The 18889-nt window shown below is 68.8% G+C and carries 15 protein-coding genes and 4 pseudogenes; 9 read left to right on the top strand and 10 right to left on the bottom strand.

All coding sequences use genetic code 11. From position 1 onward, the window contains the following. Positions 1-92: 92 nt before the first annotated feature. The 3 genes from ABZS97_RS28770 to ABZS97_RS28760 all read right to left on the bottom strand — a co-directional run bounded on the left by ABZS97_RS28770 (position 93) and on the right by ABZS97_RS28760 (position 3508). Complete coding sequence (locus tag ABZS97_RS28770) at positions 93-926, bottom strand: carbohydrate ABC transporter permease (protein WP_356142105.1); 834 nt, start codon at positions 924-926, stop codon at positions 93-95. A 14-nt stretch (positions 927-940) separates the two neighbouring features. Then, a complete protein-coding gene (locus ABZS97_RS28765; protein ID WP_356142102.1) occupies positions 941-1924 on the bottom strand; it encodes a sugar ABC transporter permease in 984 nt (327 codons plus the stop codon). A gap of 480 nt (positions 1925-2404) precedes the next feature. Further along, positions 2405-3508, bottom strand: coding sequence for a transposase (locus ABZS97_RS28760; protein ID WP_356142100.1), 1104 nt, complete (start codon positions 3506-3508; stop codon positions 2405-2407). On the opposite strand from ABZS97_RS28760, the pseudogene ABZS97_RS28755 reads away from it, so the two are divergent. The 3 genes and pseudogenes from ABZS97_RS28755 to ABZS97_RS28745 all read left to right on the top strand — a co-directional run. Further along, positions 3396-3803: pseudogene (locus tag ABZS97_RS28755) on the top strand (pentapeptide repeat-containing protein); the annotation flags it as partial. The gene ABZS97_RS28760 and the pseudogene ABZS97_RS28755 sit on opposite strands and share 113 nt — an antisense overlap. A 202-nt stretch (positions 3804-4005) precedes the next feature. Next, complete coding sequence (locus ABZS97_RS28750) at positions 4006-4962, top strand: hypothetical protein (RefSeq protein WP_356142098.1); 957 nt, start codon at positions 4006-4008, stop codon at positions 4960-4962. Positions 4963-5338: 376 nt separating this feature from the next. Next, the gene (locus tag ABZS97_RS28745) at positions 5339-5539 is read left to right on the top strand and encodes a hypothetical protein (protein ID WP_356142096.1); all 201 of its coding nucleotides are present in this window, start codon (positions 5339-5341) and stop codon (positions 5537-5539) included. A 290-nt stretch (positions 5540-5829) separates the two neighbouring features. Here the strand turns inward: ABZS97_RS28745 and ABZS97_RS28740 are convergent, their stop codons facing one another. Then, a complete protein-coding gene (locus ABZS97_RS28740) occupies positions 5830-6858 on the bottom strand; it encodes a hypothetical protein (RefSeq protein WP_356142094.1) in 1029 nt (342 codons plus the stop codon). A gap of 309 nt (positions 6859-7167) precedes the next feature. On the opposite strand from ABZS97_RS28740, the gene ABZS97_RS28735 reads away from it, so the two are divergent. Continuing rightward, positions 7168-8208, top strand: coding sequence for a chitinase (locus ABZS97_RS28735; protein ID WP_356142092.1), 1041 nt, complete (start codon positions 7168-7170; stop codon positions 8206-8208). Positions 8209-8256: 48 nt separating this feature from the next. Here the strand turns inward: ABZS97_RS28735 and ABZS97_RS28730 are convergent. Then, positions 8257-8352, bottom strand: a pseudogene (locus ABZS97_RS28730) (transcriptional regulator); the annotation flags it as partial. A gap of 4 nt (positions 8353-8356) precedes the next feature. Here ABZS97_RS28730 and ABZS97_RS28725 point away from each other — a divergent pair. The 3 genes and pseudogenes from ABZS97_RS28725 to ABZS97_RS28715 all read left to right on the top strand — a co-directional run. Next, positions 8357-9570 (top strand): annotated as a pseudogene (locus tag ABZS97_RS28725) (replication initiator); the annotation flags it as partial. Next, positions 9570-9794 carry a helix-turn-helix domain-containing protein gene (locus ABZS97_RS28720; protein WP_356142090.1) on the top strand — a complete coding sequence of 75 codons (225 nt, stop codon included), beginning with the start codon at positions 9570-9572 and terminating at the stop codon, positions 9792-9794. The pseudogene ABZS97_RS28725 and the gene ABZS97_RS28720, both read left to right, overlap by 1 nt. Further along, positions 9794-11077: a tyrosine-type recombinase/integrase gene (locus ABZS97_RS28715; protein ID WP_356142088.1), complete on the top strand. Its 1284-nt coding sequence runs from the start codon at positions 9794-9796 to the stop codon at positions 11075-11077. Before ABZS97_RS28720 ends, ABZS97_RS28715 begins: the two co-directional genes overlap by 1 nt. 36 nt (positions 11078-11113) lie before the next feature. On the opposite strand, the gene ABZS97_RS28710 is transcribed toward ABZS97_RS28715, so the two are convergent. The 3 genes from ABZS97_RS28710 to ABZS97_RS28700 form a co-directional block, all read right to left on the bottom strand. Beyond that, positions 11114-11698, bottom strand: coding sequence for a transposase (locus ABZS97_RS28710; RefSeq protein ID WP_356142086.1), 585 nt, complete (start codon positions 11696-11698; stop codon positions 11114-11116). Then, positions 11641-12186 (bottom strand): winged helix-turn-helix domain-containing protein, encoded by a 546-nt coding sequence (locus tag ABZS97_RS28705; protein ID WP_356142084.1) that lies wholly within the window; start codon positions 12184-12186, stop codon positions 11641-11643. Before ABZS97_RS28705 ends, ABZS97_RS28710 begins: the two co-directional genes overlap by 58 nt. A gap of 184 nt (positions 12187-12370) precedes the next feature. After that, complete coding sequence (locus ABZS97_RS28700; protein WP_356142131.1) at positions 12371-14758, bottom strand: UvrD-helicase domain-containing protein; 2388 nt, start codon at positions 14756-14758, stop codon at positions 12371-12373. 118 nt (positions 14759-14876) lie between these two features. Here ABZS97_RS28700 and ABZS97_RS28695 point away from each other — a divergent pair, with 118 nt between their 5' ends. Then, positions 14877-15677: a DCL family protein gene (locus tag ABZS97_RS28695; RefSeq protein WP_356142082.1), complete on the top strand. Its 801-nt coding sequence runs from the start codon at positions 14877-14879 to the stop codon at positions 15675-15677. Positions 15678-16600: 923 nt separating this feature from the next. Next, positions 16601-17131, top strand: a complete 531-nt coding sequence (locus ABZS97_RS28690; RefSeq protein WP_356142080.1) for a hypothetical protein — start codon at positions 16601-16603, stop codon at positions 17129-17131. A 216-nt stretch (positions 17132-17347) separates the two neighbouring features. Here the strand turns inward: ABZS97_RS28690 and ABZS97_RS28685 are convergent, their stop codons facing one another. Together ABZS97_RS28685 and ABZS97_RS28680 are read right to left on the bottom strand one after the other, a co-directional pair. Next, a complete protein-coding gene (locus ABZS97_RS28685; RefSeq protein ID WP_356142129.1) occupies positions 17348-18565 on the bottom strand; it encodes an IS701 family transposase in 1218 nt (405 codons plus the stop codon). Between the two features lie 195 nt (positions 18566-18760). After that, a pseudogene (locus tag ABZS97_RS28680) lies at positions 18761-18889 on the bottom strand (SAM-dependent methyltransferase); the annotation flags it as partial.

Genomic DNA, 18889 nt, shown 5'->3' with positions numbered 1-18889 from the left:
CGGTGCGAGGTGGTGCGGGGGGGGAATCGGGGGGCCGATGGGCGGTGACGTCTTCGGTGGACGCGGACCGCTCGGCCGCGGCGGCGGACGGCCTACTTGAGGCCGGTCAGCGCGATGGAGCGCACGATGTGCCGCTGGAACAGAAGGAACACCGCGATCAGGGGAAGTAGGGCGAGGGCCGCTCCGGCCAGCACGATGTGCGGCAGGTCGGAGACGTGTTCCCCCTGGAGGGCGGAGATGCCCACGGTGATCACCCGGGTCCGGTCGCTGTTGGTGATGATCAGCGGCCAGATCAGGTTGTTCCAGGTGTTGACGAACGTGATGATCGCGAGGGTGGCGAGGATCGGACGGCTCAGCGGCAGCATGATCCGCACCAGGATGGTCCAGGTGTTCGCCCCGTCGATGCGGGCGGCGGCCTCCAGGTCCTTGGGGATGGTGCGGAAGTGCTGGCGTACCAGGAAGACGCCGTACGGGGTGCCGAAGACGGTGGGCAGGATCAGACCCGCGTAGGTGTCCACCAGGCCGAGTTCACGCATCATCAGGAACAGCGGCACGAGCGTGATCATCTGGGGCACCATCATCGTGGCGAGGTATCCCCAGAAGAGCCAGTCGCGCCCCGGGAACTCCATCCGGGCGAGCGCGTAGGCCGCCAGCGAGCTGAACACCACCTGACCGGCGGTGACGACGACCGCCACGATCAGGGTGTGCAGCAGGAAGGAGGACATCCCGTACTGGCCCCACACGGCACTGAAGTTGGCGAAGGTGGCCGGATGCGCGGGGGCCCAGGCGTCGGTGGACAGCAGGTCCGACGGCCGCTTGAGCGCGCCGTTCAGCGTCAGCAGGTACGGGGCGACGGACAGCAGCGCTCCGGCGACGAGGATCCCGTACAGCGTCGTTCTGCGGACGGCGGTGGAGAGAGAAGACATGATCGTGGCCGTCCTCAGCTGAAGTCGTAGATGGTGCGCTTGCGGAAGTACAGGAGCTGGACGGCCGTCACCAGCAGGATCACGGCGAACAGCAGCATCGCCAGCGCCGAGGCGTAGCCGGTGCGGAACAGCTGGAACGCCTGCTGGTAGATGTGGTAGTTCATCGTGTCCGTCGACCCGCCGGGGCCACCCTGGGTCATCACGTAGACGGTGTCGAACATCTGGAACGAACCGATCGTGTTGGTCACCAGCACGAAGAACATCGACGGGCGCAGCAGCGGCAGCGTGATCCGGAAGAAGCGCTGCACGGTGCCGGCCCCGTCCAGGTCGGCCGCCTCGTAGAGCGATTCGGGGATGGACTGGAGGCCCGCCAGCAGGAACAGCATGGTGTAGCCCGTGTACTGCCAGATGTTGACCGACGCCAGCACCGGCATCGCCCAACCGGTGGACGACAGCCACGCCGGGCCGTCCACACCGAACAGGGCCAGGAACTGGTTGACCACGCCGTGCTGCGGGTCGAACGCCCAGCTCCAGACGATGCCGAGGGCCACCGGCATGGCCATCCACGGCAGGACGAACAGCACCCGCAATACCTTGAGGCCCCGCAGCTTCCGGTTCATCGCGAGGGCGAGCAGCAGCGCGAGCACGGTCTGCGCGGGGATGTTCAGCAGTACGTAGTACACGGTGTTGCGCATCGCGCGCCACACCTCTCTGTCGCCCATCATCTCGCGGTAGTTCGCCAGCCCTACGAAGCGCGGGGTGCCCATCAGGTTCCAGTCGAAGAAACTGATGACGACGACCCCGACGATGGGCGCCACGAGGAACATCAGGAGCCCTGCGAGACTCGGCGCGAGAAGCAGGTACGCCTCCAGGGTGGCGCGGATCCGGCCCCGCCTGCGGCGGTGCCCAGCCGTGGACGACGGCGGGGGTCCGGTCGGGTGACGGCGGCTGCCGTCACCCCCCGGAGAGGACTTGGTATCAGGAATGTTATCGATCACACTTACGCTCCGTCGGGCGGCTCGTCCGGTGCAGCTGGGACACCGGCCGGAAAAGCATGGGGAAGCAGAAGCCCCTGGAGGTGGTGGGGCTCACGACGCGGCTGCGCGATACTGCGCTGCTGGATGTGAGTGAAGTGTTAGCGCTAACGCATTACTCGTCAAGAGGTGTCGTGAGGATTCCTCGCGACGGACTTCGAATGGGGATCCGCCAACCCCGGCATGGTCCACGGAGGAAGCCGCGCCCCACGGCCGGGAAGAACCGCGCTCATCCCGGAGCCCCGCGCCACGACTCCCGCTGCGCTCCGCTCCAACCTCGTGGTCACCTGCGGGCGTAGGGACCGGGCGGTATCAGGGCGGGGTCGTCGGTGTCGATGTCGATGTCGATGTCGACCCAGCCGATGTCGGGGATCGGGGCCGCCTCGACGGTCCTGCTGAGGGCAGTGGCCCGGTCGGGCCGGCGGTGGGTGCCGATCTCCGCTTTCAGTAGCGCGAAGAAGCTCTCGGCGGCGGCATTGACGCTCCTATAGTTGTCAACTTGCTGCGGAGGGCGTCCGTGGGGCGGGTCGGAGCAGGTGGTAGACCTCGCGGATGACGTAGCGCTTGAGGCAGCGGATGATCTCGCGTTTCGTCTTGCCTTCTGCGGTGCGGCGCGCGACGTAGTCGATCGTGGGCTGGTGGAAGCGCATGCGGACGATGACGGTTCGGTAGATCGCGGCGTTGAGCTGTCGGTGGCCGCCGTGGTTTGATGCGATGCCTGCCGCTGGTCATGCCGGAGCCGGTGGGCACCGGGGCGATGCCTGCGAGCTTGGCGAGAGCGGCCTCGGACTTGATCCGCTCCGGGTTGTCGCCGGTCACGACGAGGATCTCCGCGGCGGTGTCCACGCCGATGCCGAAGGGCTCGATCAGCTGTGGGGCGATCCGCTGGACCAGGTCGCCGATCATCTTCGTCAGCCCCTTGGCCTCGGTGTCCAGGTACTGCCACCGCTTGGCGAGCGTGCGCAGCGTGTGGCGAAGGGCGTCCTCGGGTTCCTCCAAGCGGCGAGGACGCAGGGCTGCCAGCTGCCGTGCCAGGGTGATCTGGGTCTTGCCGGCGGTCTCGCGGCGCAGGGCATCGGGGGCGTGGACGAGCATCGCCTTCATCGTGACCATCGCGCCTGTGCGCTGTTCAACGGCCTGGTCATGGGCGATTTTGAGCTGACGGATCATCTCGGCCTCGCCGTCGGCGGTCTTCGGCGTGGCCGTCGCGAACCCGGCCAGCACGGCGCGGGCGGCGTTCTCGGCGTCCAGGGTGTCGGACTTGCCGTTCATGCGGCGCAGCCGCCGGTCCGGGCGTCCGGCCTCGACGACCTTGTGGCCGGACCTGCGCAGGAATGAGGTCAGCGTGGCACCGTAGGAGCCGGTCCCCTCGATTCCGAAGGTCAGGACGGTGCCGAACGAGGCGGCCCAGTCCGCCAGTTGCTGGAATCCGCCGGTGTCGGTGGGAATAGTCAACGTCGCCAGGATCCCGCCGATCGTGTCCATCACCGCTGCGACGTACTGCGCCACCGACCCCGGTGCGGAGCGGCCGTTCGGCTGCATCGGCATCCACGTGCCCGGGCACGCCGCATGCCTCGCCCACCTGGCCGAGCCCGACCGCGACGCCTACCTCGCCGGCCTGACCTCCGGCACCGACATCGACCACCGCGGCACCCCCTTCACCCTGCCCCTCCTTACCGCCCTCCTCGACGCACTCCGTGACCCCGCAACCGGGCACCCCCACCTCGGCGTCGCCAAGTTCAGGTCGGCGACCTTCGAGAGCTACGCCGGGTTCGGGTCGGCGACCTTCAAGGGCGCCGCCACGTTCCAGTCGGCAACCTTCAGGGGCGACGCCGGGTTCGAGTCAGCAACCTTCAAGCGCGACGCCGGGTTCGAGTCGGCAACCTTCGAGAGGGCGTCAAGCCTCGGGCCGTTGGTATGCGCCGGGCGGGTCAGGTTGTCCAGTGCCGTGTTCGGCGCCCCGGTGACCCTTTCGATCGCCGCGCGCCGACTGGAGTGCCGACGGACCCGCTGGTCGTCGACGGCCGAGGCGTCTGCGTCACGCCATGGTGGACTTCGCCCACGCGGTCTTCGAATACCCCCTCACGATCGCCGCGGAGCCGGATCCGTTCAGGCTCACCAACGGCAGACAACAGGCAGAGACCGCTCTCACGGCCGTGCCAGATCCTGCGGTGAGGCTGGTGTCGCTGCGCGGAGTGGACGCGGCCCACCTGGTCCTGGCCGACGTCGACCTGTCGGGCTGCCTGTTCGCCGGCACTGTGCACCTGGACCAACTGTGCCTGGAAGGCGCCTGCACGTTCGACACAACCCCGTCCTCCGCGCGCTGGCGACGCTGGCCGCCCGTACGGTTCACCGAGCGCCGCGTCCTGGCCGAAGAACACCACTGGCGCGCCGGTCGGCCGGACGCCGTACGGGGCTGGAATCCAGCAGTCCTCGGCGCCGGACGCGCCGGGCCGCTACAGCTGGCGCCGGTGTACCGAGCGCTGCGCAAAGCCTTCGAGGACGGCAAGCACGAACCCGGGGCCGCCGACTTCTACTACGGGGAAATGGAGATGCGCCGCCACGCCGGCGACATCCCCCGCAGCGAACGGAGCCTGCTGACCGCGTACTGGGCGCTGTCCGGATACGGCCTGCGCGCCTCCCGCGCCCTGGCCTGGCTCGGCGCCGCAATGCTCCTGACCATCCTCCTGCTGATGACCGTCGGCCTCCCCCAGGACACCCCGAAACAGACCGCGACCGGCACCGTACCTGCTGGCGGCGGGAGGGTGACCTTCGCGATCAGCAAGGACGATCCGCGCAACCCCAGCGGGAACCGGTTCACCGGCGAGCGCTTCGAGAAGGCCCTGAACGTCACGCTCAACTCCGTGGTGTTCCGCTCCGCCGACCAGGACCTGACCACCGCCGGCACCTACATCGAGATGGCCTCCCGCCTGACCGAGCCCGTCCTGCTGGGCCTCGCGGTCCTCGCCGTCCTCGCCGTCCGCAACCGCGTCAAACGCTGACCCCCAGCCCGGGGGAGGCTATCCGGAGTCCAGCGGGGCGGCCGGGCCGGACGTGACGGCTCGGTGCGAACGTCCCCGGATAGAGCCGACCCGGAGGCACGGCAGTAGCCCGCCGGGTGTCACGGCCATCACATATAATTGGCGTTGCGTCCCCGCCGATATAAGGGGAGTTGCGCCCGGAGCTTTCCCTGTAAGTCCGAAGGCAGCCGTACAGGTTCGTACGGAGCGAAGACAGCAGGCAGCCAGCGCCCTGCGAGTGCGAGTCGGCCGCGCTCGTGTTGATCACACCTGTTCGTACTTCGTCAGGGGTGGTCGGGCTCGGCTGCCACGAGGGCGTCGGACATCGGCCACCCCTTCCCACCCGGAAGGGAACTTTGTGAGTCCCAAGATCATGGGCGTCATCGTCGTGTTGCTGGCGGCCTTGGTGAGCGCCTTGGTGAGCGGCATCGTCGCCTTCGCCCTCGGCTCCACGAACCTTGCGGCGCTGACCACAGGCGGCGCTGCCTTCGTCGGCATAGCTGGCCTCGGCCTGGGGGTGCTGGGCTACCTCACGCCCGACACTCCGTCGGCGGGGTAAGTCCGATCGCCCCGGGCCCGCCGGCGAACGGCTGCGTCGGCGGGCCCGGCCGGAGACCGCGGCCGGGCGTGCGCCTCGGGCGGGTTGCTCGTTGATCTCGGTACACGGCGTGACGACCATGACGTCCGCCCCCTCACCGGAAAGGAGCCGACCATGGCCGGGGCACGGATCACGACTGGCAGGCAAGTGCGACCCCGCTACGGCGGTCTCGACGCGCTGCGCGTCGAGGCGGAGCGCTGGCACGAGTTCCGGCAAGCGCGGTTCGAGGAAGTGGAACGGCGGCCGAAGTATCACCGAATGCTCGGCGAGGCGTACGGCCGGCTGACCGCGCACCTCGACCACGGCGACGTCGAGGCGGCGACGGAGCCCCTCAACTGGATGCGGGCAGAAGCGCAGTTCTTGACGAACCATCCGGACTTCCCCTCCGGGCCGGCCGAGGCGTACGTGTGGGCCTGATCGCGCCTGTCCGCGGCGGGGGAGGTACAGCGGGCGGCCGGTCCCTGCGAGGGCCGGGCCTGCGGTAGCGGTGCCGGTCTTTCCACCAGGCGAGGCGGTCGGCGGAGTTCTGGGGAAAGACGCTCTGCAGCGCGATGATGCCCAACAGCAGGACCGTGCATCCTGTGACGGCCCACCAGGGTGCCCCGGCGAGGTGGCCGACCAGGGCGCTTCCGGTGCTCGACAGCGTGCCGCGTATCCCGGCGTTCACCGGCCGGCCCTCCGCACGTAGTCGATCTTCCCTTCGCGTGCCAGCCGGAACGCGGTGCCGCGCAGCCGCTGGAGCTGCCCCTCGACCGCCCGGACGTCATGCCGCCGAGGCGTTCACCTATCTGCTTGTACGTCAGGTCGGGTTCCTCGTACTTCAGCAGGCAGATGGCGTTGGCCTCCGGGGTGGCCTCCGCGAGGATCCGGCGCCCGGTGTCCCGGTCGGCAGTCCGACGGGCCGGGTCGCCGAAGTTCGAGTGCCACAGGTACAGCTGGCCCTCCTCGGGGTCCTGACTGTTCAGGTCCGCAGTCACCCTGTTGATCTGCCGCATCAGGTCGCGGGACCACTTCTTGAAGACGTCGCGGAAGGTGAATAGGCACGCACCCACGAAGTACGTGAACGTGCAGGCCCCCTTGTCGGGGTCCCAGTCGCCCCCGCGCAGCGCCCGCTCCGTGAACTCGGGGCCGGCCGCCATGACTGCCTCGATCGCGAGGGTCGAGCGCACTTCCGCGTTGCGCGCGAAGATCTCCAACTCCACGGAGTGGATGGTGATGCGGATGCGGCGGCGGGCGCACTGCTCGGAGATCTCGCCGCTGCGCAGCCACCCGGTCAGCACCCGGACGGCGTGGGCCGCAACTACTCACACCCGATCACTCGCCACGCGCACCGGCTCGCAAGCCGTCACCCTCCCATCGCTCATCGCCCACCTCCCGGGCCGACTCAGGTCAGTTAACCGTAAAGAACCTTGACAGATAATTGGTCTAGTCCAACGATGGGGACTGTTCGCCCCTGGTCGAGGGGGAGTTCTCCCGCGTCTGCCGGCCGGGCGGAAGTCCCGCATGTGTACCCGCTGTCTCCGCCTGCACTTTTTCTCATGGGAGCGTCAATGAGACGACCTGTTCCTCTTCGCACGTTGCTGTCCTGCATGGCCGTAACCGCCCTGTCGGCCGGGCTTGTCACCCTCGGGGGAGGCGGCGCGTTCGCCGCGCAACCGGCGCCCTCGTACGGCGCGAAGCCCATGCCCACACACGTGACGGCGCCCTACTTCGAGGCGTGGACCGGCGAGAGCCCGGCCGCACTCGCCGCCGAGTCGGGCAACAAGTACCTGACCATGGCTTTCCTCCAAACGGACGCGGCGGGCTCCTGCGCCGCGTACTGGAACGGCCTGACCACCCAGCCGATCGGCAAGGCCACCTTCGGCAAGGACATCGCCACGATGCAGGCGCGCGGCGGCAACGTCATCCCGTCCTTCGGCGGCTACAGCGCCGACACCACCGGCACCGAACTGGCCGACAGCTGCACCAGCGTCGACTCCATCGCCAAGGTCTACAAGAGTCTCGTCACGACGTACGGCGTCTCCCGCATCGACCTCGACATCGAGGCCGACTCCATCAACAACACCGCCGGGATCGACCGCCGCAACAAGGCCATCGCCAAGGTCCAGCGCTGGGCCCAACACACCGGTCGCAGCGTGCAGTTCTCCTACACCCTGCCGACCACCAACACCGGCCTCGCGCCGGGCGGCGTGGCCCTGCTGCAGAACGCCGTCGACAACGGCGCGCGCGTGGACGTCGTCAACATCATGACGTTCGACTACTGGGACGGCGCCACCCATGACATGGCGGCCGACACCGAGACCGCCGCCGCCGGTCTGCACGACCAACTGGCGACCCTCTACCCGAGGAAGAGCTCGGCGAAGCTCTGGCACATGATCGGCGTCACCGAGATGCCCGGCATCGACGACTACGGCCCGCAGGAGACCTTCACCACGCAGGACGCCGTCACGGTGGAGAACTGGGCTGTCGCCAAGGGGATCAACACGCTCTCCTTCTGGGCCCTCCAGCGCGACAACGGCGGCTGCGTGGGCACCGCAGGCGCCAACTCCTGCTCCGGCATCGCCCAGGACACGTGGCACTTCAGCCACGCCTTCGAGCCGTTCACGCGCGGGGTCCGCGCCAGCGGTTGAGAGCATGGCTTTCGTCATGTCCGGGGGTGCGGCGGATCGCCGCACCCCTCAGCCCAGGGCGTCGAGCGCCTTCACGATCAGGGCGCGCGCCTCTGCCCCGTACACGGCAAGCTCCGTAAGCCGGACGAACGCACGCAGGTAGATGTGCCTGCTCACCGCGTGCGGCAACCGCCGCGCCTCCCGCTGCCCGGCCTGCTCCCGCCTCTACGCCGCCGACACCTACCACCTCATCCGCGCCGGCTGTCCGGCGGCAAGACCGTGCCCGACACCGTCCGCACCCACTCCCGCGTCTTCGCCACCCTCACCCCGCCGTCCTTCGGCCCCGTCCACAACCGCCTCACCACCCCCGGCGGCGACATCCGCCCCTGCCGCTGCCGCAAACTCCACGAACCCACGGACGCCCTGATCGGGACGCCACTGAACCCGAAGACGTACGACTACGCGGGCGCGGTCCTCTTCAACGCCCACGCCGGAGCCTTGTGGGCCCGCTTCGCCACCTACCTGCGCCGCGAGCTCGCCGTCGGCCTCGGCATGACCCAGAAAGCCGCCCACGCGACCCTGCGGATCTCCTTCGCCAAGGTCGCCGAGTACCAACAGCGTGGCCTGGTCCACTTCCACGCCGTCATCCGGCTCGACGGCCCGGACGGCACCAGCCAGCCCCCACCCCGGTACGCCACCGGCGCCGTGCTCGCCGACGCCTCACGGGTCCGCGTGACGGTTGAGTCGGACGCGGTCGGGGAACGCGAACTCGCCTGGGGCGAACAGCTCGACGTACGCGAGATCGGCGCCTTCGGCACCGACGCAGATTTCACCGACCAGGCCGTGGCCGCCTACGTGGCCAAGCACGCCACCAAGTCCGCCGACGCCTCCGGCGCCCTCGACCGCTCCCTGTTCTGCCGCCCCTGCCAGGGGCGCGGCGCCACCCTCCTGCCCCACGGCACCTCGCTCCCGTGCACCGCCTGTGACGGCACCGGGCAGGCCCGGCCGCTGACCCGGCTCGCCGTCGCCCGGCACGTGCGGCAGATGATCCGCACCTGCTGGGAGCTGGGCAAACTGCCCAAGTTCGCCCACCTCAAGCTCTGGAAGTGGGCGCACATGCTCGGCTTCCGGGACCACTTCTCCACCAAGTCCCGTAACTACTCCACCACCCTGGGCGCGCTGCGTGACCCCCGCCGCGCCTGGCGCACCGAACAGGCCCGCGCCCACGCCGGCCTGCCGGAGCCCGACCCGACGACCACGCTCGTCATCGGCCACTGGGACTACCTCGGCTCAGGCTACAGCCCCGGCGCCGCGCTCCTCGCCGCTGCGGTTTGGCACCGCAGGGAACTGGAACGGCAGTTCACGGCCGAAGGGGGCAACTGATGTCCACGCCTCCGCTCACCGTCCCCCACACGGAGGCGGCACCGGCGCTGGATCTGCTCACGGTCCCCCAGGTCATGGCCCACCTCCAGCTCGGCCGCTCCGCCGTCTACGACCTGCTGCGCTCCGGCCAGCTCGCCTCGATCACCCTCGGCCGCGCCCGCCGCATCCCCGCCCACGCGCTCACCGACTTCATCCGCACTCGCCTGGAACAGGAAGCCGCCTGATGACCACTGCCCGCCCCGCTTCGACCCGCCGCTCCCGCACCCGTGCGAACGGCGACGGGACCGTCTACCAGCGCAAGGACGGACGATGGGAAGCAGCCGGATACGTGCTGGCCCCCGGCAACACCCGTAAGCGCGTCCGCGTCTACGGCACCACCCGCAAAGACGCGCTGACCAAACTCACCGAGAAGACCGCCGCCAGCAACCGCGGCCTCCCTCTCGCGACGGCCGACAGCACCATGAGCGCCTACCTCGCGTACTGGCTGGACGGCGTCGCCGTTCACCACCTGCGGGAGAACACCCACACCCGCTACGGCGCCGCCATCCGCCTCCACCTCAACCCCGGGCTCGGCGCGAAGAAGCTCGCCCGACTCACCACCCGCGACGTCCGCACCTTCCTCGACGGACTCCGCACCACCTGCCAGTGCTGTGCCCAGGGAAGAGACGCTGTTCGGCGGTCCTGCTGCGCCATCGGCCAGTGCTGTGAGAAGCGGCTGTCGCCGCTGACCGTGAGGTACGTCCACGCGGTCCTCAAGTCCGCCCTGGAACACGCCGTCCGCGAGGACGAACTGCCGCGCAACGTCGCCCGGAACGTCAAGACGACCACGCCCCGCCCCAGGCGCTTCCAGCCGCTCACCGCCGCCGAAGCCCGGCAGTTCCTCCAGTCAGCCTGCGACGACCGGCTTCATGCCCTGTACGAACTCGCCCTGCACACCGGACTCCGCAAAGGCGAACTCCTCGGCCTCCACTGGGAAGACCTCGACCTCGACGGCGGCACCGCCACCATCCACCGCTCCCTCCAGCGCACCCGCAGCCAGGGCCTGACCGTCCTGAACACCAAGACCCTCGCCTCCGAACGCCGCATCGCCCTCCCCACCGAATGCATCAGCTCCCTCAAGATCCACCAGGAACAGCAGCAGGAAGAACGACAGGAAGCCGGAACGGGCTGGACCGACAACGGACTCGTCTTCACCACCCCGAAAGGCAGGCCGCTCGACCCCGGCAACCTCACCCGCCGCTTCCGTCGCCTCCTCCACAACGCCGGACTCAGGACGATCCGCTTCCACGACCTCCGCCACTCGACCGCCACCTTGCTCCTGGAACAGGGCGTCGACCTCGTCGTCATCAAGGAACTCCTCGGCCACGCCCACATCGGCGTCACCGCCGGCGTCTACGCCCACGTCCGACTCCGTCTCCAACGTCAAGCCATCGACACGTTGGGCCACGTCCTCGGCTCCGCCGACGACGACCCCGACGATCCACCCGCCGCAGCCGTCGTCCGCTGACGTTGCCGCTGAGGTTGAAAGGGTGGGGTGACGGGGTTACGGGGGCTCCAGTGTCAGTCCGGTCCCGGTGATGAAGCCGTCGAGTAATTCGGGTCGGCGTTGGATGGCGCGTAAGCGGTTCTTCACGAGCGGGGTGAGGTCTTCGATCGCGCGAGCGAGGTTGGCCAGGGACTTCTTCACGTGGGCCCAGACCCCTTCGACGGGGTTGAGGTCGGGCGCGTAGGGCGGGAGCTTGACGATGGTCAGCCAGTTGCTGTTGCGCTCGCAGAACGCCCGCAAGGGCTTGGCGTGACGGGTGCTGGCGTTGTCCCACACCACGATCAGCGGGACATCGCCGAGCTGCCGACGAGCCGAGGTCAACAGGCCCGCGAACTCGCGGGCCCGGAAGCCCTTCTTCTCGCCGGTACGACCCCGGTACGTCTGGGTCCGGTAGATCAGACGGGTCTCGTGGCCTGGCCGGACGCAGATCATCCCGGCCATCAGGACCCGGCCCGAACCCTTGCCCACCACTTTGACCAGCGGCGTCATGCCCCGCCTTGACCAAGTGCGGCCCTTGCCGGGCTTCAGGTCCTGCCCGGCTTCGTCCTCGAAGACGATCCACGCGCCCAGGAACTGGGCCATCCTCTTACCCGTGACCACTGCTCCGTCCGCCACCTGGCCACCGCCTGCTCATCGCGCTCGACGGCCCTGTCAGCGGGAACCTGCGGTGACCAGCCCAGCCGGTGCAGCAGATACGACACCCCACGCGGTGTGTACCGGTAGCCGAACAGGCTATGGATCAGCTCCGCGACCCTCGCCAGGGTCCACCGCTGGTCCTCCGTCCAGCCGTACGCCGCCGGCCCCGCCTCCAACTCGGCCTGCAGTCGTTCCGCCTGGGCATCGCTGAGCTGACACGGGAAGCCGCCGGGCCCCTTGGAGGCCAGAGCCGCGCTGCCGCCCTCGCGCCAGGTGGCATGCCAGGCGTACGCCGACTTTCGCGACACCCGTAACCTCCGGGCCGCCTCAGGCGGCCGGACGCCTCGCTCGAACATCTCCGCGGCCTCGAAACGCACTGCTTCACGCTTCGCCCGCCCCGCAGCGGTCAGGCCGCCGCCATCCGCGTACCTCATGACGAGGATGTAGCACCGCCAACGCCCGCTGTCACCCCACCCTTTCAACCTCAGCGTCAGGTCACAGCCTCCACGGCCGTTCCGCAGCCACCACCGGAACCGCCACCAGGAGGGCTGCCGACTCCGAGCCCAGACGGCGCGAACCACTCAGCGACATCCGCTTAGACGTATGCCGCCCCTGGAACTAGGCCTGCTGCACGGCGTGCCCGCCCCGCAGGTGGGCGCGCAGTGCCGCACGCAACCGCGGAAGCGGGATACGGGCACCGAGCATCGTGAGGAAGTCCGGGACCGTCCAGCGGATCAGGGCACCTTGGCGGGCGAGGTAGAGGCCGACCTCGCGGATGTCGTAGCGGTCGTCGTAGTCGAGGAGCAGGTACCCGGCCAACTGCTGTACCTCTTCCCGTCCGATGCGGTGGGGCCGGGTGAGGGCTTTGCAGTCGATGAGGAAACCGTCGGTAATGAAGTCTGCGTCGGCCTTCACGTCGGCGCTTCCTGCGAAGATCGGTCCGCATACGCGCTGCTGGGCCGGCAGGCTCCGCAGGGGGGTGAAAGGCTGTTCTGCGAGCTTCATCTGCTCGTCGATGTCGTCGAGGACGTAGCTCGGCACGGCACTGGTCACGCCCTTGACGGTGGTGTGCTCGTCGACCTGAGCGAGGAGGTTGCGCTTGCGGGGGAAGGAGCCGTTTCGGTAGACGCCTTCGAAGAAGCCTGTGACGAAGCACAGCCTGGTCAGTTCGTCGTCGTCAAGTCGTCGGGAATCGTCTGTCAGGTGCGCGTGGAGGCGGCCCAGGACGCTGGTTCCGATCGTGTGAAGGTTGGCGCGCACTGCGGGGGCAGGTGCTCCGTCAATGGGAAGGTCGCTGCCGATCAGTTCGACGCCGGCGATCGCTGCAGGCCCTGGTTCTGAGCCGAGGCTCAGGCGCAGCCGGTAGTCGATGGTGTGGCCGAGTGCGGCGTAGTCGGGGCGGCGTTCGTTCAGCGGCTGGACGGGGTGCGGCAGACCGCGGATGTGCTGGAGGTAGGAGGCGATGACGCGTTCGGGGTGGGGAAGGTGTCGGGCCAGGAACGTGGACATCGGGGAGCGTGGGTACTTCAGCTGTCCGGTCAGCGGCAGCCGGGCCAGCGCGATGCCTTCGGGTGTGGCGTCTGCTGTCGCAGCGGTGGCGGGGGTCTGGAGCCGTTTGATGCCGGTGATGTCGAGCTGGGTGCGGGCTCGGGTGACGGCGACGTAGATGAGTCGGGCGGCGGCTGGGTGCACGTTGCGAGGGGAGTCGTCATCGGGCGGAGTGAAGCCTGCTCCGATCCGTACCCGGTTCCACTCCCGGCCCTTGGCCTTGTGCACCGTGGACACGACGACGCGTGCCTGTGCTTCGTCGCTCATCCGTTGGACTGTGCGGATGATCTGCTGGGGGCCGTAGGTGTCCACAAGGTCCACGATGGCTTTGAGGTCGGCGGCGGCGGAGTCCTGTTCTGCGTACTCCTGCACCTCGCCCCAAGAGGAGAAGAGCGCGAGGTCGTGGTGTGAAGTGCGGTGGCCGGCCTGCAGGTCGATCGCTGCCTTCGCGATGTTCAGCAGGGGTTTCCCGCCGCCGACCAGGGCGACGGGCACGCCCTGGTCCAGGAAGCGCAGGACCTCGGCGAGGGCGTCGGCGTTGCCCCGGCACAACACCGCGTCGGGGACCTCCACCTCCGTCAGCTTGGACGGTTCGGCGGCGTGACCGGTGAGCTGCATTGTCGAAGTGGCCGCGCGGAGCCAGTGGTTGGCCACCTCCGCGATGGCCGGCCCGAACCGGAAGGACTGGGTGAGCTCCATCTGCGCGCCGGGGAACCCGCTGATGATGTCCTTGGCGTGACGCCATTCGTAGATCTGCTGGGAGGGGTCGCCGACGCAGACGCGCTGGACGTCCTGTGCGAGGAAGATCTCTTCGAGGACCGGGTTCGTGTCCTGTGCCTCGTCCAGCAGGATGTAGTCGGCGCGCAGCCGGGGCCGGGTGAGCGCCCACATCTTGAGGTAGTGGTCGTGCTTGAACGGCAGCGTGCCGTTCTGTGAGCAGATGTCGTCCCATGCCCACCGGGCTCGGGGCAGCAGGACGCGCGCAAGGTACTGCTGGCCGTGGTCGTCGAGGCCGTTGACGCTGCCCAGATGACGCGCTGCGACCTGTTCCTCGGTGGAGTAGCAGAAGTGCTTGACCATCTCCATCACCAGGTGAGCCAGCGTCGTCACCTTGAGCCGGCGACCGCCGACGGCGAGGTCGCGGTCAATGCCGAGGAGCTGCGCGGTGCGCCACAGGGGCATGTGCTGGGAGGCGTCCAAACGGGCCTTGAAGCGGCTCCCGAGCGCGCGGTAGGCCAGTCCGTGGGAGGTGCTGCAGTGCACGTTGCTGCCGAAGCGGGCCTTGGCCTCCTGCGCGATGGGCCTGTTGAACGCGATGTACATGCCGCGGCGGGGGGTTGCAGCACCCATCATCACCAGGGTCGATGTCTTTCCCGTACCGGCACCTGCCACCAAGGCGAGATCATGGCCGGCAGCGAAGCTGTCTCGTGCTGCCGCCTGTTCCTCGGTCGCCCTCACTGCCACCCCGTCGTCCCTTTCCGCAAGCCTGCTATTCGCTCCGTCTGCCAGCCGGCCTCGGCCAGACCGGCTTTGGGCTGGCGAGCAGCATGGCAGGACGCACTGACACTTTGTCAGAGTGCTGGGAACAGAGGTTTGGAGTTTCGAAGAGGTGACCGGAAAGTACGGTGTCTACGGCCTCGCCATACGCATGCCCGGTTACCTGCGTCGAACGGAGATACCCGTGCCCAGAGGCATCACCATCGGTGCCACCCGCTACCCCACCAAGGAAGCCGTCCGGAACGTCTGTCGCGGCATCGTCCAGCGATACGGCATAGGTGGTGACGTCAGCGACCCCGACGACGATGCCTTCTGCCGCGGCCTCCTCGAACGCCACCCCGAATACGACCTCAAGCGCGGGGCCGGCGTGGCCCACTTCCGCGTCATCGCCCACACCGACCACGGTCGCAGAAGTGTTGGGATCGGCCTCGTGCGGCTCGACGGCGAAGTGGCCGACTTCTCGTGGAACGCCTGCCTGACGCCGTTCAGCCAGCGCACCCAGGTGCTTGCCGCCCTACGGCACGCGGTTGCCGATCAGGTGGCCATCGCACGGAATGCGGCACTCCGCTCCGGACAGCCACTGGTCTGCTCCGTCACAGGAACGCCGATCCCGTCCGCGACCGAGCTGCACATCGACCACGCGGCCCCGACATTCCTCGAGTTGGCGGAGGATTTCATCACCGATAACGGTGGCGTAGACGCCTTCCAGATCCTGCCCGACTCCGGTGCCGGAGTCAGCTACATAGAGCTGGAGGACAAAAACCTCGAGAGACGATGGCAGGACCGCCACAAGGAGCGTGCCGTGCTTCGACCGGTTCTGAAACGGGTCAACCTGTCCGACCTGCGGCGAGCGAACGGGCCAGGCACCACAACGCCATGAACCCCCTGCGGCCGTCCCACGGGGAGCAGACCCCAGGCGGTCCAGTAGAGCAGTGATAGTGATCCTTCTGCGTGCTCCGGAGTGCCCGGTACCGGGAAGCACCACGGCTCGTTGGCATCGGACAGGGCGCGGCCCGCGGTGTCGCCTCTCGACCGCAGTTCCAGGACGGATCGCGGGCGGAAGGGCATCGGCGTGACTGCGGTGGTGCGGGTGGCGCCCATCACGGGTGAGACGACGTGGTCGTTCCTGAACCCGGTAGCCGCGCCTACGGGCTGCAGGCCGCCGATCTGACCCCCTGGTGGCGGTGGGCGAGCCCCGTCCCCCGCCACGAGGAATGCCCCGACGGCGAGGTGTTGCTCGACCCCTCGCGCGGGCGCAGCTGGCCCGGTGGTGCCGCACCCCGGTGGCGCATCTGGCACGGGCACTGCCGTCGTGGTCGGCCGGATCCGGCTGCCCGGCCGGCCGCGCCTCCGGCGGTGGCGGAAAGGGGCGGGGGTGGGCGCGGTGGCGGGCCGGGGCGCTGGAGTGGGGTCCGGTGGTGTCCGGGTGCCGACTGTGTGCGGCCCGGCGCGGCGCCGCCGGTGGGCGTGCGCTGGTGTACCGGCCACCCTGGCAGCGGCTGCTCGCCCGCCACGGGCGGTGGCTTGTTGCGGTGGGTGAGGGGCACCCGCTGGAGCCCGTCGACGTGAGCACGCTGGGCAAGGAGTTGGTGCGGGCGCAGCGACGGTGGGGGCGGGTGGAGTCGGCCGCGCGGGCAGGCGGGGCGGTGCCGGGTGGGGTGTTCGCAGATCCTTCCCGCAGTCCGCGCAGACCGGTGGCGAGATCACCGAGGCGAGTCATAGAGGTTCGTGTCCCCTGAGCGGGTGGCGATATCGAGATGTCGCGAGGTCGGTGCCGGTGCATACTTCCTCACCGTGGAAATCATGACAGGCGAGCTGCGGCGCCTTCGACCTGGACCGAGCGCCGAGGATGACGACGAGCCCCGGCCGTTTCTCGTGCGCCTCCGGTTCACTGCCGAGGACCCGGCCCAAGTCATCGACAACGCGCGCGCGGTACTGACGTGCGTCGTCTCCCAGATGGGTGACTGGCCAGCAGAAGAGCTTTGGCCGCAGCTGCTGCCAGCCTGGTTCATCCAGCGGTGCGCGCCCGAGACCCCGGAACCGGAGGATGGCGAGCCCTTCGACATGGAGGCGTGGCTGCGTCAATGGCGCGCGATGACGCCAGAGGAGAGAGCTGCCGCCGACCAGGGACCGTGGACCCTCTCGGGATGGTTGTACTACTTCGACCCGACCGAGGAAGGAATGGGAGACGATCGCAGCTGGTGGTGGCACGCAGGAACCGACGAGTCGAGCGGCTGGGTGCAGGTGGCCACCACTGGCTGGCCCTTCGGCAGCGGTTCACTGTCCTGGCTGATTGAGGCCGGTGGCGGCGTGGATCTCGTCTACGGGCCATAAGCAGCGACTCGCCATGATCGCGAACTACGGCTGGAGTCCTACTACTCCAGCAGCACTTTGACGTTTTCCCTGTTCAGGGGCGGTTTGGGAGAGTGTAGTGGGCTGTTGGTCGGCTCGTGTTCTCTTTCCCGGGCGGCCCCTCGATGGTGTGCAGCCGCCGCTGATAGTGGCAGCGGCGGGCGACGGCTTGGCGTCGTCTGCGCCAGTGTGACCATCTCAGTGCGCGTTGGCTGGTGAGGTGTTGGTGAACGGCGATGGGTGAGTGGACAGTTGCCAGGAGCCGCCGAACTTCTGCCACGGTGAGGGGCGCGAGGCAGGAACCGTTTCTGCTGCCCCTTTTACTGCGGCATCGGCGGCCATGACGGCCAGGAACGCGTGCGCCGGCATGGCCAGGGTGATGTGCCGCATACAGCCGGTGTAGCGGCGGACTTCGTACTGGTCGAGGCCGCACTCGTTCTTCGCGGCCTGGAAGGCTTCCTCAATGGCCCAGCGCATCCCGGCGACGCGGACCAGGTGCTCGACCGTCGTGCCGAGCGGCGCGTAGCCGAGGTAGTAGGCGATCTCCTCGGGCTTGCTGATGCTGCGGCGTGCCAGTGCCCACCGCTGGTGGGTGGGCATCTCTCCGTCGAAGTCCTCAATGGATGTGACCTGCAGGGCGGCCCAGTGGTAGACGCGCGGGCCCTTCGCGCCGTCACCGCACGAGCGTCGCTCCCAGGCTTCGTCAGGAGCCTGGGAGAAGAGGTGATCGATGCGTCCGAAGTGCGGCACCTGCTGGGACTTGGGGACCGCGAGCACATATCCCAGGCCGGTCTCCTCCAGCATGCGGCGCAGCCGCCACTCCTGACCGTAGGCGGCGTCTGCGGTCACCCAGGCGATCGGCAGCGGCGAGGCGATCGCCCGCAGCACCATGGCCTTGGCCAGGTCGGGCTTGGTGGCGAAGGCCCGCTCGTCAGGGATGTGGGCGGCGCGGCAGCGGTCGCGGTCGTCGGTCCAGGACTTGGGCAGATACAACTCCCGGTCCACCAGGGCGCGTCCACCTGTGGTGGCGTAGGCGGCGAACACGCCGATCTGACAGTTCTCGGTGCGGCCGGCGGTGCCGGAGTACTGGCGCTGCACTCCGGCCGAGGTGGTGCCCTTCTTGAGGAATCCGGTGTCGTCGAGGATGAGGACGCCGTCGGGCTCGCCGAGCCGTTCGGCTACGTAGTGCTGGAGGTCGCCGCGGAGCTCGTCGGCGTTCCAGCGGGCGCCGTTGAGGAGCCGCTGGAGGCGGTCGGGAGTGCGGTGTCCGGCGTATTCGGCCAGCTGCCAGCCGTTCTTGCGGCCGACCGGGCCCAGTAGTCCACGGATGTAGTCACGCATCCGGCGGCGCGGCTCGACGCGCCTGAAGCAGTGGCCGGTACGCAGGAACAGTTCCTCGAGTTCGTCGTTCCAGATCTCAACTGCACGCTCGTCGATCACACCGGGAGGCTGCCCGGACTGCTGCCACTATCAGCGGCGGCTGCACACCATCGAGGGGCCGCCCGGGAAAGAGAACACGGGCCGACCAACAGCCCACTACACTCTCCCAAACCGCCCTGAACAGGGAAAACGTCAAAGTGCTGCTGGAGTATTAGGGAACCGGAGGGCGCTCTACCGGTGGATCGCCAAGATCAGTCCGCCGGGTCGCTCCTCGCGCTGCGGCGGGGTGCTGATCGGGCGGCCGTAGGCGGCAGCGCGCTCGCGCAGGGTGTGGGTGCCGGCCTCCCAGCCGTACCCGGC

Source organism: Streptomyces sp. NPDC005485, from assembly GCF_040606085.1.
In the GTDB taxonomy this organism is placed as follows: Bacteria; Actinomycetota; Actinomycetes; order Streptomycetales; family Streptomycetaceae; genus Streptomyces.
This window is presented reverse-complemented; position numbering and strand designations above follow the sequence as displayed.

Bases quoted from the DNA above. Each gene is read 5' to 3' on its own strand.
- ABZS97_RS28735 (WP_356142092.1), top strand. From the start codon at position 7,168: ATGGCCGTAACCGCCCTGTCGGCCGGGCTTGTCACCCTCGGGGGAGGC.
- ABZS97_RS28750 (WP_356142098.1), top strand. From the start codon at position 4,006: ATGGTGGACTTCGCCCACGCGGTCTTCGAATACCCCCTCACGATCGCC.
- ABZS97_RS28760 (WP_356142100.1), bottom strand. From the start codon at position 3,508: ATGCCGATGCAGCCGAACGGCCGCTCCGCACCGGGGTCGGTGGCGCAG.
- ABZS97_RS28690 (WP_356142080.1), top strand. From the start codon at position 16,601: ATGACAGGCGAGCTGCGGCGCCTTCGACCTGGACCGAGCGCCGAGGAT.
- ABZS97_RS28710 (WP_356142086.1), bottom strand. From the start codon at position 11,698: ATGGCCCAGTTCCTGGGCGCGTGGATCGTCTTCGAGGACGAAGCCGGG.
- ABZS97_RS28705 (WP_356142084.1), bottom strand. From the start codon at position 12,186: ATGAGGTACGCGGATGGCGGCGGCCTGACCGCTGCGGGGCGGGCGAAG.
- ABZS97_RS28720 (WP_356142090.1), top strand. From the start codon at position 9,570: ATGTCCACGCCTCCGCTCACCGTCCCCCACACGGAGGCGGCACCGGCG.
- ABZS97_RS28715 (WP_356142088.1), top strand. From the start codon at position 9,794: ATGACCACTGCCCGCCCCGCTTCGACCCGCCGCTCCCGCACCCGTGCG.
- ABZS97_RS28770 (WP_356142105.1), bottom strand. From the start codon at position 926: ATGTCTTCTCTCTCCACCGCCGTCCGCAGAACGACGCTGTACGGGATC.